Source organism: Streptomyces sp. NBC_00306, assembly GCF_036169555.1.
GTDB classification, from domain to species: domain Bacteria; phylum Actinomycetota; class Actinomycetes; order Streptomycetales; family Streptomycetaceae; genus Streptomyces; species Streptomyces achmelvichensis.
Genome location: NZ_CP108032.1, coordinates 1,630,691 through 1,645,749 on the forward strand (window position 1 = coordinate 1,630,691; position 15,059 = coordinate 1,645,749).

Annotated in this window: 18 protein-coding genes and 1 pseudogene; 5 read left to right on the forward strand and 14 right to left on the reverse strand. The window is 71.8% G+C overall.

Annotation, left to right across the window (positions count from 1 at the left end):
- Positions 1–207: 207 nt before the first annotated feature.
- The 3 genes from OHA05_RS07300 to OHA05_RS07310 all read right to left on the reverse strand — a co-directional run bounded on the left by OHA05_RS07300 (position 208) and on the right by OHA05_RS07310 (position 2,554).
- Positions 208–423: an I78 family peptidase inhibitor gene (locus OHA05_RS07300; protein ID WP_313947202.1), complete on the reverse strand. Its 216-nt coding sequence runs from the start codon at positions 421–423 to the stop codon at positions 208–210.
- A gap of 494 nt (positions 424–917) precedes the next feature.
- Positions 918–1,883, reverse strand: coding sequence for a helix-turn-helix transcriptional regulator (locus tag OHA05_RS07305; protein ID WP_328860105.1), 966 nt, complete (start codon positions 1,881–1,883; stop codon positions 918–920).
- 101 nt (positions 1,884–1,984) lie between these two features.
- Positions 1,985–2,554, reverse strand: a complete 570-nt coding sequence (locus OHA05_RS07310) for a transglycosylase family protein (RefSeq protein WP_328860106.1) — start codon at positions 2,552–2,554, stop codon at positions 1,985–1,987.
- 248 nt (positions 2,555–2,802) lie between these two features.
- Between OHA05_RS07310 and OHA05_RS07315 the strand changes: the two genes are divergently transcribed.
- Together OHA05_RS07315 and OHA05_RS07320 are read left to right on the forward strand one after the other, a co-directional pair.
- Entirely contained in the window at positions 2,803–3,579 is a 777-nt protein-coding gene (locus tag OHA05_RS07315) for a hypothetical protein (protein ID WP_313947200.1), read from the forward strand.
- A gap of 56 nt (positions 3,580–3,635) precedes the next feature.
- Positions 3,636–3,974, forward strand: a complete 339-nt coding sequence (locus OHA05_RS07320; protein WP_313947199.1) for a hypothetical protein — start codon at positions 3,636–3,638, stop codon at positions 3,972–3,974.
- A 79-nt stretch (positions 3,975–4,053) separates the two neighbouring features.
- Here the strand turns inward: OHA05_RS07320 and der are convergent, their stop codons facing one another.
- The 6 genes and pseudogenes from der to OHA05_RS07350 all read right to left on the reverse strand — a co-directional run.
- Positions 4,054–5,502, reverse strand: a complete 1,449-nt coding sequence (gene der, locus OHA05_RS07325; protein ID WP_313947198.1) for a ribosome biogenesis GTPase Der — start codon at positions 5,500–5,502, stop codon at positions 4,054–4,056.
- Between the two features lie 54 nt (positions 5,503–5,556).
- Complete coding sequence (locus tag OHA05_RS07330) at positions 5,557–6,240, reverse strand: lysophospholipid acyltransferase family protein (protein ID WP_313947197.1); 684 nt, start codon at positions 6,238–6,240, stop codon at positions 5,557–5,559.
- Positions 6,198–6,881: a (d)CMP kinase gene (gene cmk / locus OHA05_RS07335; RefSeq protein ID WP_313947196.1), complete on the reverse strand. Its 684-nt coding sequence runs from the start codon at positions 6,879–6,881 to the stop codon at positions 6,198–6,200. The genes OHA05_RS07330 and cmk overlap by 43 nt, the downstream gene beginning before the upstream one ends.
- Positions 6,882–7,003: 122 nt before the next feature.
- Positions 7,004–8,089 (reverse strand): prephenate dehydrogenase, encoded by a 1,086-nt coding sequence (locus tag OHA05_RS07340; protein WP_313947195.1) that lies wholly within the window; start codon positions 8,087–8,089, stop codon positions 7,004–7,006.
- Positions 8,086–8,448 (reverse strand): chorismate mutase, encoded by a 363-nt coding sequence (gene aroH / locus OHA05_RS07345; RefSeq protein WP_313947194.1) that lies wholly within the window; start codon positions 8,446–8,448, stop codon positions 8,086–8,088. Before aroH ends, OHA05_RS07340 begins: the two co-directional genes overlap by 4 nt.
- A 145-nt stretch (positions 8,449–8,593) precedes the next feature.
- Positions 8,594–9,034: pseudogene (locus OHA05_RS07350) on the reverse strand (YidB family protein); the annotation flags it as partial.
- 124 nt (positions 9,035–9,158) lie between these two features.
- On the opposite strand from OHA05_RS07350, the gene OHA05_RS07355 reads away from it, so the two are divergent.
- The 3 genes from OHA05_RS07355 to OHA05_RS07365 all read left to right on the forward strand — a co-directional run bounded on the left by OHA05_RS07355 (position 9,159) and on the right by OHA05_RS07365 (position 10,855).
- Positions 9,159–9,491, forward strand: coding sequence for a DUF952 domain-containing protein (locus OHA05_RS07355; protein ID WP_328860107.1), 333 nt, complete (start codon positions 9,159–9,161; stop codon positions 9,489–9,491).
- A 154-nt stretch (positions 9,492–9,645) separates the two neighbouring features.
- Positions 9,646–10,101, forward strand: a complete 456-nt coding sequence (locus tag OHA05_RS07360; RefSeq protein WP_328860108.1) for a Rieske (2Fe-2S) protein — start codon at positions 9,646–9,648, stop codon at positions 10,099–10,101.
- Positions 10,102–10,111: 10 nt separating this feature from the next.
- Entirely contained in the window at positions 10,112–10,855 is a 744-nt protein-coding gene (locus OHA05_RS07365; RefSeq protein ID WP_328860109.1) for a nucleotidyltransferase domain-containing protein, read from the forward strand.
- Here OHA05_RS07365 and OHA05_RS07370 read toward each other — a convergent pair.
- From OHA05_RS07370 to pnuC, 5 genes are read right to left on the reverse strand one after another with little or no spacing between them, the layout of a single operon-like run.
- Positions 10,781–11,533 carry a nucleotidyltransferase domain-containing protein gene (locus tag OHA05_RS07370; RefSeq protein WP_328860110.1) on the reverse strand — a complete coding sequence of 251 codons (753 nt, stop codon included), beginning with the start codon at positions 11,531–11,533 and terminating at the stop codon, positions 10,781–10,783. The genes OHA05_RS07365 and OHA05_RS07370 overlap by 75 nt on opposite strands.
- Before the next feature lie 3 nt (positions 11,534–11,536).
- Positions 11,537–12,568: an ADP-ribosylglycohydrolase family protein gene (locus OHA05_RS07375; RefSeq protein ID WP_313947188.1), complete on the reverse strand. Its 1,032-nt coding sequence runs from the start codon at positions 12,566–12,568 to the stop codon at positions 11,537–11,539.
- Entirely contained in the window at positions 12,565–13,284 is a 720-nt protein-coding gene (locus tag OHA05_RS07380) for an NUDIX hydrolase (RefSeq protein WP_313947187.1), read from the reverse strand. The genes OHA05_RS07375 and OHA05_RS07380 overlap by 4 nt, the downstream gene beginning before the upstream one ends.
- Entirely contained in the window at positions 13,284–14,363 is a 1,080-nt protein-coding gene (locus tag OHA05_RS07385) for an AAA family ATPase (RefSeq protein ID WP_328860111.1), read from the reverse strand. Before OHA05_RS07385 ends, OHA05_RS07380 begins: the two co-directional genes overlap by 1 nt.
- The gene (gene pnuC, locus OHA05_RS07390) at positions 14,360–15,013 is read right to left on the reverse strand and encodes a nicotinamide riboside transporter PnuC (RefSeq protein ID WP_328860112.1); all 654 of its coding nucleotides are present in this window, start codon (positions 15,011–15,013) and stop codon (positions 14,360–14,362) included. Before pnuC ends, OHA05_RS07385 begins: the two co-directional genes overlap by 4 nt.
- Between the last annotated feature and the right edge of the window lie 46 nt (positions 15,014–15,059).

Consider the following 15,059-nt stretch of genomic DNA (forward strand, 5'->3'; position numbering starts at 1 on the left):
GTGGGCACTTCTGGGCCTGACGAGTTCATGGCGTGCGTCTCGGTGCCGTACGTAACTCCGCGGCCGTACGGGTCGCATGAGCCGCGTCACGGGGCGTCGTGGGCTTCCTGGAGGGGCAACGGGGGCTTCCCGGCCCCCGCTGGGCCCGTTGCCCGGCTTCCGCGCGCTGTGCGGCAGTTGAGGGGCTCCCGCGGCCGTGCGGGCGGCTCAGCCCACCCAGCAGCGCTTGACGGTGCCGCCCTCCACCTCGAAGTTGAGCCGGCCCACCAGGTACTCCATGGTGATGATCGACCCCGGGGGCAGCGCCCGGACCGTGGTCCAGCCGCGCTCACGGGCCTGCTGTTCGGCGCCCTCCGCCGAGAGGCCGACATACGCGTCGGCGTCGTCGTCGGGCTGGGCTGAGGGGCTCGGTATGGATGCCATGGCATCCACCGTAGGCGGCAGCGGACGGTGACGGAAGCGGAGCGCGCAACACGCCGTAGCCACCCCACGTACCCCACCGGTCACGCTTCTGTCACAGGATCACGACACACGTTCAGCGCAAACCCTGTCACTCGAACGTGCAGTCCAGGACGGCGTCCGCAGTAATTGCGGACAACCATTCGGACACGCTCAATTCCCGGGTCGAATAACCCGGGACGAAAGGCGGGAGTGAATTGACGGACCGTGAAGAATTCACCGCTCCCTTACACAATCCCCAGCGTGTACGCGTGACCCGATGCCCACTGCCGGATCGCGTACCCCGCCTTCCGGCCGTACATGCACGAGGCCCGGAGGCGCCCTGTCGGAGCGCCGGGGCGCGCGAGCATCACGGCCCGTGACGGCGCTCCGGATACGCGCCGAGCTCGCCCGGAACGGTCTCCGGCCGATGGGCAAAAAGGTGCGTCACAGCCTGCCGGGCGCTCCGCACGACGCCGTCAGCCGGCCGGGCCCAGAGCCCGGGAGAGACGGTCCCGCAGCGTCCTGATGTGCTCCGTCAGCTCTTCGGGCTCGACCACCTCGAAGTCGACGCCCAGGAGCATCACATGGATCACCATCACCTCCAGGCCGGCCGCGCCGGTGCGCAGCAGGCAGCTCGTCGCGTCCACCGCCTCGAGAACACCGTCGGACGGACCGATGATCCGGGCCGCCTCCTCCGCCGACATGTGCAGCCGGACGACGGCCTGCACCGCGTAGGCGCGGGTCGAGACGCCCCGGGAGACGTACGCGGCCAGATCCTCGGCCGGCGGGGTGCGCGGGGCGAAGCGGGGGCCGTGCGGCGGTGTGGGCGTGATGCGGTCCGCGCGGAACGTGCGCCAGTCGCCGCGCTCCAGGTCCCAGGCCACGAGGTACCAGCGGCGCTCGGTGCACACCAGCCGATGCGGTTCGACGGCACGGCGGCTGACGGAGCCGCTGTGGTCGCGGTACTCGAAGCGCAGCCGTTCGCTGTCCCGGCAGGCGTTGGCGAGTTCCGTGAGGACGGAGGCGTCGACCCGGGACCTGGGCGCGCGCAGCATCGGGACGGTGAAGGCGTTGAGGGCGCCGACGCGGCGGCGCAGCCGATGGGGCAGCACCTGTTCCAGCTTGGCCAGCGCGCGCACCGAGGTCTCGCCGATGCCCTCGATGCCGTTGCCCGCGGCGGTGCGCAGCCCGACGGCGACCGCCACCGCCTCCTCGTCGTCGAGCAGCAGCGGAGGCAGCTCGGCCCCCGCGCCGAGCTGATAGCCGCCGCCCGTGCCGGGGCTGGCGTTGACGGGATAGCCGAGCTCCCGCAGCCGGTCGACGTCGCGCCGGACGGTACGCGGCGTGACGCCGAGCCGGTCGGCCAGGTCGGCGCCCGACCATTCGCGGTGGGCCTGGAGCAGGGACAGCAGGCGCAGCAGACGTGCCGAGGTCTCCAACATGGGGGTGAGTCTGCCAGCGCATGCGGACAGCTTCTGTCCGCATGCGCGGTGCGGCGGTCAACTGCCGGAGTGCCCAGCGGCGTTCGGCGCGAGCCCGCGGCTCACCCGGGAAGGGTCAGCATCATCCCGACCGTGAGGTGGTCCGGAGAGTTGCCGATGACCGTCCGGTTGGCGGTGTACAGCGCCTGCCAGCCGCCCTTCACGCGAAAGCGCGTGGCGATGGCGGAGAGGGTGTCCCCGGGCTGGACGGTGTGGGCCCGGCCCTTGAGGCCGTACCGCTTCGAGCAGACGGGCCAGGCCTTCCACCCCTGGACGCGGAGCACCTCTTCGGCGACCTTGATCTGCTGGGCGCGGGTCGCGAGGTCGGCGCGCGGCGCGTACGCGAGACCTCCGAAGGCCTTCCACGTCGGGTGCCAGAACTGGAGCCCGCCGTAGTAGCCGTTGCCGGTGTTGGTGTTCCACTTCCCGCCGCTCTCGCACTCGGCGACGCAGTTCCACGGCCAGCCGGTCGCCGCGCAGGCGAAAGCAGGAGTGGCCGCCGATGTGACCGGGGCCGCCGGAGTCGCCGCCGGGGCTGGAGCGTCCGAGGCCGCCGCCTGGGCGCCGCCCTGGGGTACGAGAGCCAGCAGCAGGGCCGCAACAGCGGTCGAAAATGACTGAATTGTCCGCATCGGGGTCACGCTAGGCAGTCGGTTCCCCCGACCACCGCCGCCGCGCACGGAACGCCTTCACGCCCACCCGGTCGGACCTCCGCCCGCCGCCCGGAACGGTCCGCCGGACGCCCGCACCCGTTCGTGTCCGCATGCCGGACGGTTCGATTACGTCCCTCCTTTGCGTGACCCCGGCCCCGGATAACCCGTTGAACCCTTCATGAGCCGGGACCCGCCCGGCATCCGTGATCAAGTCCGAGGAGCCACCCGTGCCGCGCATGCTCGACGTCAGCGAGGACGTACGCGCCGAGATCGGCGACGAAGAAGCCGACCGGCTGCTCGCCGGCGAGAACGCCCCGGGCAGCTACGACTGCACCTCCTGCCGCACCCCGGGCGACTCCGAGCAGGAGCGCACCAGCACGGTCCTGTTCGTGGGTGAGGAGACCGCCGTACTCGCCTTCGCCCACGCCACCTGCATCCCCTCGCAGGTCGTCCAGGTCACCGAGGACCAGCTGCAGGGGGCCGTGCGGTCCATCACCGCCGAGGAGCCCGCTCCGCAGACCACCCCGGGACAGGCCGTCCTGGGCATCACCAGCGGTCTGGTGCTCATCGACGGCGAGCTGCACCCTGCCCTGGTGGTCGAGCCGACGGCCCCGATCGCCCGCCCCGGCACCACCGGGAACGGCGGCGACGACTTCCTGCCGCTGCTCATCGAGCAGGGCTTCGTGCCGATCTCCGACGTGAACCACCGGCCCGGGCTGCTGGCCGGCTGGTCCGTGCTGATCGCCATGGGACAGCTGCACGCCGTGCTCCAGCCCGGCACCGGCGGCGGCAGCCCGGTCGCCTGGTGGCAGGCCCACCAGCCGCTCCAGGTGACCGATGGCTGGCGAGCGGCCGCCAACAAGTCGCACACGGTGCTGGTGTTCGCCGCGCCGGTCGGCTCGATCGGGCAGCAGCCGCGTGAGGACCTGCTGCGCGAGGCGCTGGAGAAGGCGGCGGCCGGCGGCCGTCTGGTGGCCGCCGCGATGCCGCTCGCGGGCACCTGATCCCGGCGGGGGACGCCGGACGCGTGACGGGCGGGGTCGTAGGTCGTTGCAGGTACGTGCACACATACGACCCCTCCCGCCAGCCGTACACGAGCCAGATCCCCTCCATGCGCCCCGCGCGCGAGGCGTCCGGTTCGCCCACGCCCATCTACGACGCGCTGTACTCGGAGTACCGGAGGTCGTTCCGGACCCTGCCCGGCGACCGCAGTGGCGAGGAGGACCTCGGCTTCAAGGCGTTCGGCACGGGGCTCAGCAGCAGCCGCGGTTCCGGCTTCGCCGCGGCCGCCCAGCCCGTCCATCCGGGCGGGGGCTGGCCGCCGTACCCCGGCAGCAGCGCGCACGGCGGCAACCCCTACCCGGCGGCGCTGCCGCCGGCCCCGCGTCGGGGCATCTGACGCCGCAGCCGTGACAAGGGCGCTGCCCCCGACCGTTCACCGGTCGGGGGCAGCGCCCTTGTCGTGTCATGTCAGCGCGTCACTTCTTGCGGCCGCGCTTCTCCCGCACCCGCACCGAGATGTGGATCGGGGTGCCCTCGAAGCCGAACTCCTCGCGCAGCCTGCGCTCCACGAAGCGGCGGTAGCCGTGCTCCAGGAAGCCGGAGGCGAAGAGGACGAACCGCGGCGGCTTGGTGCCCGCCTGGGTGCCGAACAGGATGCGGGGCTGCTTGCCGCCGCGGATCGGGTGCGGGTGGGAGGCGACGATCTCACCGAGGAAGGCGTTCAGCCGTCCCGTCGGGACCCGGGTCTCCCAGCCGGCGAGCGCCGTCTCGATCGCCGGGACCAGCTTCTCCATGTGCCGGCCGGTGACGGCCGAGACATTCACCCGGGGCGCCCAGGCGATCTGGGCGAGCTCGGTCTCGATCTCGCGCTCCAGGTAGTAGCGGCGCTCCTCGTCGAGGGTGTCCCACTTGTTGAACGCCACGACCATGGCACGGCCGGCCTCGACCGCCATGGTGATGATCCGCTGGTCCTGGACGCTGATGGACTCGGACGCGTCGATCAGGACGACCGCGACCTCCGCCTTCTCGACCGCGGCGGCGGTCCGCAGGGAGGCGTAGTAGTCCGCGCCCTCCTGGAGGTGGACACGGCGGCGGATACCGGCCGTGTCGATGAACTTCCAGGTGATGCCGCCGAGCTCGATCAGCTCGTCGACCGGGTCGCGGGTGGTGCCCGCCAGCTCGTTGACGACCACCCGGTCCTCGCCTGCGACCTTGTTGAGCAGCGAGGACTTACCGACGTTCGGGCGGCCGATGAGGGCGATGCGGCGGGGGCCGCCGACGGCATTGCCGAAGGTCTGGGCCGGGGCCTCGGGCAGGGCCTCGAGGACGGCGTCGAGCATGTCGCCCGTACCGCGGCCGTGCAGCGAGGAGACCGGGTGCGGCTGGCCGAGACCGAGCGACCACAGCGCGGTGGCGTCCGCCTCGCCGCTCTGCCCGTCGACCTTGTTGGCACACAGCACGACGGGCTTGCCCGCCCGGCGCAGCAGCTTGACGACGGCCTCGTCGGTGTCCGTGGCGCCGACGGTGGAGTCGACCACGAAGACGACCGCGTCGGCCGCCTCGATCGCGTACTCGGCCTGGGCGGCGACGGAGGCGTCGAGCCCCAGGACGTCCTGCTCCCAGCCGCCCGTGTCGACGACCTTGAAGCGGCGGCCCGCCCACTCGGCCTCGTAGGTGACGCGGTCGCGGGTGACGCCCGGCTTGTCCTGGACGACGGCCTCACGGCGGCCGATGATGCGGTTCACCAGGGTCGACTTGCCGACATTGGGGCGGCCGACGACGGCGAGGACGGGCAGCGGGCCGTGCCCGGCCTCCTCGATGGCACCTTCGACGTCCTCGACGTCGAAGCCCTCTTCCGCGGCGAGCTCCATGAACTCCGTGTACTCGGCATCGCCGAGCGCTCCGTGGTCGTGCTGGTCGTTCATGAAGTCCGTTCCTCGTTCATCGATGGATCGCGCGATCCACTACTCAAGTCTGGCCTAGCGCCCGGTGAGGCGCCTGGCATTCACCAGGTGGGCTGTCAGCCGCTCCTGGATCCGTACGGTGGCCTCGTCCAGCGCCTTGCGCGTACGGCGCCCGCCGGCGTCGCCCGCTTCGAAGGCGTCCCCGAACACGACGTCCACCTTGCTGCGCAGCGGGGGCAGCTGTCGTATCAACCGTCCGCCGCGCTCACTGCTTCCCAGCACCGCGACCGGGACGATCGGAGCCCCCGAGCGTACGGCGAAGTAGGCGAGCCCCGCGCGCAGCGAGGCGAAGTCTCCTTCTCCGCGGCTGCCCTCGGGGAAGATGCCGAGGACACCCCCAGTCTCCAGCACGCCGAGCGCGTTGGATATCGCGGTGCGGTCGGCGGTCGACCGGTCCACCTTCAGCTGACCGATTCCCAGCAGGAACGGGTCGAGGGGACCGACGAACGCCTCCTTCTTGATCAGGAAGTGCACGGGCCGGGGGGCGGTGCCCATCAGCATCGGCCCGTCGATGTTGTGGGAGTGGTTCACGGCCAGGATGGCGGGCCCGGTCGCGGGAACCCGCCAGGCGCCCAGCACCCGCGGTCTCCACAGCCCGTACATCAGCCCGATCCCGATACGGCGCCCGACGGCGGCGCCGCGCTCGGACGGCAGGGTCACCGGGCCGCCCGCTTCTCCTCGACGAGGGTGACGACACATTCGACGACCTGCTGGAGGGTCAGCTCGCTGGTGTCCACCTCGACGGCGTCGTCCGCCTTGGCGAGCGGGGAGGTCTTGCGGCTGGAGTCGGCCGCGTCCCGCTTGATCAGGGCGTCCCGGGTGGCCGCCACGTCGGAGCCCTTGAGCTCGCCGCTGCGGCGGGCCGCACGGACCTCCGGCGTCGCGGTCAGGAAGATCTTCAGATCGGCGTCCGGCAGGACGGTGGTGCCGATGTCGCGGCCCTCGACGACGATGCCGCCCGTGGCGGACGCGGCGATGGAGCGCTGGAGCTCGGTGATCCTGGCCCTCACCTCGGGGACGGCGCTGACCGCGCTCACCCTGGCGCTGACCTCCGTGGTGCGGATGGGGGCTGCGGCGTCCACACCGTCGACGGTGATCGTCGGGTCCTCCGGGTCGGTGCCGGAGACGATCGCGGGCTTGCCGGCCGCCATGGCGATCGCCGCGGGGTCGTCGACGTCGACACCGTTGGTGATCATCCACCAGGTGATCGCCCGGTACTGGGCACCGGTGTCCAGGTAGCTCAGCCCGAGCGCGGCTGCCACCGCCCTGGACGTGCTCGACTTGCCCGTGCCGGCGGGGCCGTCGATGGCGACGATCACGGATTCCACGGTGTCGGACACCTTTCCTGGTCTGCGGAGAGGGCCGGCGGAATGCCGAGGAGCCCCGAACAAGGTTACCGATTGCCGGGCGCCGCCCTGACACACGGATGGCGGAGCCCGGATCACCCGGTTCGGGGAGCCCGCTACTGCCGGATCGACCAGCCGCGTTCGCGCAGCGAGGCCGCCAGGACGGGAGCCGCCGCCGGGACCACCATCAGCTGCACCAGGCCGGCCTGCTGGCCGGTCGCGTGCTCGATCCGGACGTCCTCGATGTTGACGCCGGCCCGGCCGGCGTCCGCGAAGATCCGCGCCAGCTCGCCCGGCTGGTCGCTGATCAGCACGGCGACGATCTCGTACGAGGCCGGTGCGGCGCCGTGCTTGCCCGGGACGCGGGCGCGGCCCGCGTTGCCCCGCAGCAGGACGTCCTCGATGCCCTCGACACCGCCCTGCCGCTTGGACTCGTCGGCGGACTGCAGGGCACGCAGGGCCTGGACCGTCTCGTCCAGATCGGCGGCCACTCCGGCGAGCACATCGGCGACGGGCCCCGGGTTCGCGGACAGGATCTCGACCCACATGCGGGGGTCGGACGCGGCGATCCGCGTCACGTCGCGGATGCCCTGGCCGCACAGGCGTACGGCCGTCTCGTCGGCCTCCTCCAGGCGGGCGGCGACCATCGACGAGATCAGCTGGGGGGTGTGCGAGACGAGCGCGACCGCGCGGTCGTGGGCGTCGGCGTCCATCACCACGGGGACGGCACGGCACAGTGCGACCAGTTCGAGGGCGAGGTTGAGGACCTCGGTGTCGGTGTCGCGGGTGGGCGTGAGGACCCAGGGCCGGCCCTCGAAGAGGTCGGCGGTGGCGGCGAGCGGACCGGAGCGCTCCTTGCCCGACATCGGGTGGGAGCCGATGTACGAGCGGAGATCGAGACCGAGTGCCTCCAGCTCGCGCCGTGGTCCGCCCTTGACGCTGGCCACGTCGAGGTAGCCGCGGGCGGTCCCGGCCCGCATGGCCTCCGCCAGCGCGGCGGCGACATGGGCGGGCGGCACGGCGACGATGGCGAGGTCGACCGGCCCCTCGGGCGGCGCGTCCGTACCGGCGCCGAGCGCGGCGGCCGTACGCGAACGCTCCGGGTCGTGGTCGACGAGATGGACGGCGATCCCCCGGCCCGCCAGCGCGAGCGCCGCCGAGGTGCCGATCAGACCGGTTCCGATGACGACAGCGGTTCTCACTGGGCGATGTCCTTGCGCAGGGCGGCGGCGGTGCCGAGGTAGACGTGCGCGATCTCGGACCGGTCGAGGTGGGACTCGACATGGGCCAGTATCCGTACGACGCGGGGCATCGCGCCGACGACGTCCAGTTCCTGCGCGCAGATCAGCGGTACGTCCACGATGCCGAGGTTGCGCGCCGCGGCGGCCGGGAAGTCGCTGTGCAGATCCGGGGTGGCGGTGAACCAGACGCTGATCAGATCGTCCGCGACCAGTCCGTTGCGCTCCAGCACGGCGGTGAGCAGCTGACTGACCTGCTCGTCCATGTGTCCGGCGTCGTCCCGTTCCAGCTGGACCGCCCCGCGGACCGCTCGTACCGCCACCTCGTGCTCCTAACCTGTGCGAGTGCTCCGTTCAGCGTAGTCACGCGGCCGGACGCGGGAGCGCCACGACCGCCCTCCGAGACGGGCCGCCGGTACGTCGGAGGCGCCCGCGGCCGCGAGCGCCGGAGCCGCCGTGTGCCGTCGGTCAGAGCTGCTGCTGCCGGATGAGGTCCTCGATGGACTGGCCCGCGGGCGGCACCGCTCCGTCCGGGGTGAGCTTGTCCACCGTCTGCGGCAGCACCTGGGCGATCTGCTCGGCGGCCTGCTGCGGTGTGACCCCGGCGTCCTGGGCGACCTTCTGCAGCGTCGCCTCCGGCACCGCCTCGGCGATCTGCACGCCGCTGACCGGCTGGTTGGCCCCCGTACCGATCCACGACTGGGCATGGTCGGCCAGGCCGGACTTGGTCAGCATGTCCACCAGCCCGCCGAGCGGGCTGCCGCCGGCAGCGCCGTTCCTGTTGCCGAGCGCGCTGATCAGGGCGCCGAGGATGTTCGCGGCGCCGCCGGAGCCGGCGCCCTGCTGACCGCCGCCGAGGAGGCCGCCCAGAAGACTGCCGAGGTCGTTACCCGCCATGGTGGTGCCCTTCGGTGAGGTTCGGTGGGGTTCCGCAGAGGTGAGGCCCGGTCAATGTCACCCGGATCACATGCGGTCGCCACTCGGGACCTTCCGCGACGGACCGGGTACCACCGCTCTGCGCTACAACTGGCGCATGCTCTTTCACGTCGTACCCGTGGACGAATGGACGACGGACGTCGACCGTCCGTACGCCCCTGCCTCGCTGGTCTCCGAGGGCTTCGTGCACTGCTCGCCCGACGGCCCGGCGGCGCTCGTGATCGCCGACGGCCTCTACCGCGACGTGCCCGATCTGCTGGTTCTCCAGATCGACGAGGCGGGGCTCGGCGCCGAGGTCCGCTGGGAAGGCTCGGAGGACATGCTGTTCCCGCATGTGTACGGGCCGGTCGAGCGCTCCGCGGTCACAGCGGTGCTCGCGGTACGCCGCGACGCGGACGGCCACGCGCGGGAACTCACCCCCTGGGTGTGACCCTCGGTGCACGCCCTGGCGGTACGCGTTGGGCTGTCGGGCGTACGGCACCGGCGGGATCGGGTACGCACCGGCAGGTTGCTTCTTCCCGGCGGCATTCAGCGCCAAGATGCTCATGGCTCACGGTCGGGGTCACGACGGAGGGAGACGGGCCATGGACGCACGGCGGCGTACGGTGCTGACGGCAGGCACGGCAGGTGCTCTGGGACTGATGCTGGGGTGCGGCGAGAACGGTGACGAGGGCGCGGCCGCGTCCGAGCAGCCGACCTCTCCCGGTGCGACGACCGCAGTCGGAGAATCGCCCGCGGGCTCGGCGCCGGCCGGTGAGGAGCTCGCCCGGACCACCGACATCCCGGTGGGCGGCGGAAAGGTGTTCGCGGACCAGAAGGTCGTGGTCACCCAGCCGACGTCCGGTCAGTTCAAGGCCTTCTCCGCCATCTGCACCCACCAGGGCTGCACCGTGGACAAGGTGGCCGACGGCACCATCGACTGCCCCTGCCACGGCAGCAGGTTCCGTGTCGCGGACGCGTCGGTGGCGAAGGGACCGGCCACGAAGCCCCTGCCGCCCAAGCAGATCACCGTCTCCGGGGAGACGATCCTGCTCACGTAGCCTGTGCCGCATGACCCCGCATGAGCTGGTGCGCGATCACACGATCTACTCATGTGTCATGGGTTCGCGCGCCTTTGGCCTGGCGACGGAGGACAGCGACACCGACCGGCGCGGTGTGTTCGTCGCACCCACCCCGCTCCACTGGCGCTTCGAGAAGCCCCCGACCCATGTCGAGGGCCCGGCCGCCGAACAGTTCTCCTGGGAGCTGGAGCGATTCTGCGATCTGGCCCTGCGCGCCAACCCGAACATCCTGGAGTGTCTGCACTCCCCGCACATCGAGCGCATCGACGACACCGGGCGTGAACTGCTCGCCCTGCGTGCGGCGTTCCTGTCCCGCGAGGTCCACCGGACGTTCGTGCGCTACGCCGAGGGCCAGCAAAAGAAGCTGGAGTCGGACGTCCGCCGGTACGGCGCACCGCGCTGGAAGCACGCGATGCACCTGCTGCGGCTGCTCGCGTCCTGCCGGGACCTGCTGCGCACCGGGGAACTCGTCCTCGACGTGGGTGAGGAGCGGGAACGTCTGCTGGCCGTCAAGCACGGCGAGTTCAGCTGGCCCGAGATCGCGTCGTGGATGGCCCGCACTGCCGACGAGGCCGATGAGGCGGCGCTCCGCACACCGCTGCCGCCGGAGCCGGACCGCGCCCGCGTCGAGGACTTCCTCGTACGGGTCCGGCGGGCCTCAGCCCTCCAGCCGGACCCGCACCACGAGCGCGCCGAGGGCGGCATGGGCGGAGGCCTCGTCGGGCAGCCGTGAGGTCTGCTGCGCCTCGTCGAGGACGAGGTGCAGCGCTTCGACGTCGGCCCGGGCCCTGTCCTTGTCGACGCCGGAGGCGAGACCGTGCTCGGCGTCCGCCTTGGCCGCGATCAGGTCGGGCAGGTACGCGGGAGCCGCGACCTCGTCGAGCAGCGTGGGCAGATGTGCCTGCACCTCGCCGCTGCGCATCAGACGGATGCCGGTCAGCAGGGTGCGGAAGGTGTAGAGCAGCGGCTTGAGTTCGCCGGTCTTCTCGAAGAGCCGCCACTGCGTGGACGCGAAACCCCGGTAGTGGTGGGCGTGGTGGAGGGTGAGCACACCGGGCGCGAGGGCCACCAGCTCGTCGTGGGCCGCTCCGGTGTGGACGACCAGCGGGGACAGCAGCTGTTCCAGCACATAGCCGTTGCGGCGCAGCATGAGCCGGACGAACTTCCGCAGGTCGTGCGTGACCAGGTCCATCTCGGTCCCGTCCCGGTCCCATATCAGGGACCGGGTCTCCTCGGGCTCGTGCAGCCCGACGAGCTCCGTCACCGGGAGCAGATGGACGCCGCGCAGGTCCACGTCCGAGTCCTTGGACGGGAATCCGTACAGGTGCGCCCCCGAGACGGTGGCGAAGAGCAGGGGGTCGGGCTGTTCGGCGACGACGGGGCCGAGGTCCAGGTCGAGTGGGGCAGTCATGGATCAAGAATCCCAGAGCGCTCCGAGGGACATCAGGTCGCTGCGGTACTCGATCCGCTCCGACCATTCCTTGGGCCACGCCCCGGCGCCCAGGTGCGCCCCGGCGAAGGCACCGGCGAGGCAGGCGATGGAGTCCGAGTCGCCCCGGGTGCAGGCGGCCCGGCGCAGGGCGGTGGCCGGCTCGTCCGGGAAGAGCAGGAAGCACAGCAGCCCGGTCGTGAGGGCCTCTTCGGCGATCCAGCCGTCCCCGGTGGCGAGGCACGGGTCGGTCTCGGGGTTGGTGGTGCGCAGGGCGGTGGCGAGCCGTTCGAGCGCCTGGAGGCACTCGTCCCAGCCGCGGGCGATGAAAGCCTGGGGCGTCGGGTCGTGGGAGTAGGTCCAGAGGTTGCCGAGCCAGCGCTCGTGATAGCGGCTGCGGCTCTCGTAGGCGTACGAGCGGAGCTGGCCCACCAGGCCCATCGGTTCGCCGCCCTGCGCCAGGAGGTGCACCGCGCGGGCGGTGAGGTCGGAGGCCGCGAGCGCGGTGGGGTGGCCGTGGGTGAGCGCCGCCTGCAACTGGGCCGCCCCCGCCCGCTGTTCCTCGCTCAGTCCCGGTACGAGACCGACCGGCGCGACCCGCATGTTGGCGCCGCAGCCCTTGGAGCCGATCTGGCCGGCCTCCTGCCAGGGGCGGTCGCTGTCGAGCTTCTCGCAGGCGACGAGGCAGGTGCGGCCGGGGGCGCGGTTGTTGTCCGGTGAGTGGTACCAGTCGACGAACTCCTTGCGCACCGGCCCGGCCATACGGGAGGCGTCCAGCAGTCCGCGGTCCATGGCGGTGCGTATGCCCCGGCCGAGGGCCAGGGTCATCTGGGTGTCGTCCGTGACGATGGCGGGCCCGGGCAGCTGCATCTCCCGCCAGGGTCCGGTCTTGGCGAGAATCTGCGGTACGTCGTTGAACTCGGTGGGGAAGCCGAGCGCGTCCCCGATCGCGAGTCCGATCAGCGAGCCGGTCGCGGCCTGCTTGGTGACGGTCCTCGTGGTCCTCAGCGTGGTCATGGCTGCCGTCCTTCCGGTCGCAGGAGTGGAGGGTGCAGGGCCGATGCGGCACCGGCCCGGTAGATCGCGGCCGGCTTCCCCCGGCCGCCGGTGCGGCGCGGCGCGCCCTCGACGGCTTCGACGAAGCCGGGTGTGGTGAGGACTTTCCGCCGGAAGTTGGGCCGGTCCAGCTCGACGCCCCAGACCGTCTCGTACACCTGCTGGAGCTCGCCGAGGGTGAACTCGGGCGGGCAGAAGCTGGTGGCCAGGCAGGTGTACTCGAGCTTGGCGCCGATGCGGTCGTACGCGTCGGCGAGGATCCGGTCGTGGTCGAAGGCGAGCGGGGACACGGACGCGAGCGGCATCCACTGGGCGTGGGCCGCGTCCCCGCCGCCGCGTGGTTCCGGCAGGTCGGGCAGCAGGGCCGTGTAGGCGACGGACACCACCCGCATCCGCGGGTCGCGGTCCGGATCGCTGTAGGTGCGCAGTTGCTCCAGGTGGAGGTGCTCCACGGTCCGCTGCGACAGCCCGGTCTCCTCGGCCAGTTCGCGGCGCGCGGCGATCTCGGCGGACTCCCTGGGCCGCACGAAGCCGCCGGGCAGGGCCCAGGCGCCCTTGTAGGGGTCCTCGCCGCGCCTGACGAGCAGGACGTGCAGCCGCTGCTCGCGGACCGTGCAGACGGCGAGGTCGACGGTGACGGCGAAGGGAGGGAAGGCTCCCGGGTCGTAGTCCTGCATCAGCGGCGCTCCGGGAGTGGGTCGGCGAGGTCCCAGCCCGCGTCGAGCAGGGCGTCGACGGCGGCGACGGCGGTGGCGAGCCGCTGCTCGTGCGGGCCGCGCAGTCGGACGGTACGCCGGCCGGTGCGCCGCAGTTCGTCGGCGAAGCGGCCGGTCATCCACGGTCGCAGATGTTCCCCGTCGCGCAGTCCGTCGTCCTCGAAGTCCACACCTTCGTGGTCGGTGAGCAGCCACAGATGCTGTCTGCCGCGTGCGGCGATCCGCGCCACCTCGTCGTGGCCGGCGCCGAGGTAGCGCTCGTGCCACACCGTGGTGGCGAAGGCGTCGGTGTCGCAGAACAGCACCGGAGATCCGGCGCGGGCCGCCGTCTCTTCCAGCTCCGTCTGCCGCCGGGCGATGAGCGGGAACTCGTCCGAGGAGAAGGACACCTCGCTCCAGTCGGCTCCCGGCCGCGCGGAGCGCAGCCGGGCCAGCTTCCGTTCGCTGAACTCCCGCCCGTACTCCGGCACATACTGGGTGCGGGACCAGACGCCGCCGCGCCTGCGGTAGTGGTCCGTGAGCGCCCGGGCCATCGTCGTGGTGCCCGTCGACTCGGCGCCGAGCACGACGACGCGCCGGGCGAGCGCCGCGCGGACAGGGGCCCGCAGCAGGTCCCAGGAGCCGACGGGGTCCTTGCGCACAGCCGTGCCGGAGACGGGGAAGAGCGTGCGGTCGGGGTCGACGCACACCGCCTCGGCGCCGAACCGGCGGCCCAGTTCCTCGCCGTACGTCTCGGAGGTGAAGACCGCGTCCACCGGCTCGGGTACGGCGGCGCGGAAGACCGCCATGTGCGCCTCCCACACGTCCGGGTCGTTCAGATCCACCGGGATGTCGTCGACGGCGCCGACGACCGTTACGTCCGGGTGGACTTCGCGCATCCACGCCACGCGCTCCGCCAGCGGGATCGACTCGACCGCGGAGGCGCAGACCAGCACGGTGAGCCGCTCGCACCGGTCGGCCGCGGCCGTCACGAGGTGGTGGTGGCCCGCGTGCGGCGGATAGAACTTCCCGAGGACGAGGCCGTGTCCGTACCGGCTCATGCCCTGGCCCCGACCGGCGCGCGGGGCACGGCCGCGAGATCACGCGACCAGTTGCGCAGTCCCAGCACGCAGAGCGTCATGAACCCGATGTAGAGCAGCGAGGTCAGATACAGCTCCTTGTACGCGTACAGCGGAATGTAGACGACGTCGGCCGCGATCCACAGCCACCACGACTCGACCCGCTTGCGGCACTGCCCGTATGTCGCCATCAGCGACAGGGCGGTGGTCAGCGCGTCCCAGAACGGGACGGTCGAGTCGGTGGCGCGGGCGAGCAGGAGCGTCAGCCCGGCGGTCCCCACCACCCCCGCCGCGCACAGCCACGTCCATTCCGTGCGGCTCGTGCGCCGCACCGGAAGGACGTCGCGGCCTGGTCCACCCCCGTGGGTCCAGGTCCACCAGCCGTACACGGCGAGGGTGATGAAGACGATCTGCAGGCCGGCGTCGGCGTAGAGCCCGGCCTGGACGAAGAGAACGATGAAGAAGAGGTTGTTGGCGATGCCGATCGGCCAGTTGGCGAGGTGCTGACGGGCGACGAGCCAGACGCAGAGTGCGCCGCTTCCGAAGCCGAGGACCTCGGTCCAGCTCACCGGGGTGTCCAGAACGGTGAACAGCGGTTGCTGCAACGGTTCGACGATGTCCGCGAGACTCACGCCCGCCTCCTTAATGGTCACTCTGACTATAAAGGCAGACGGGCTG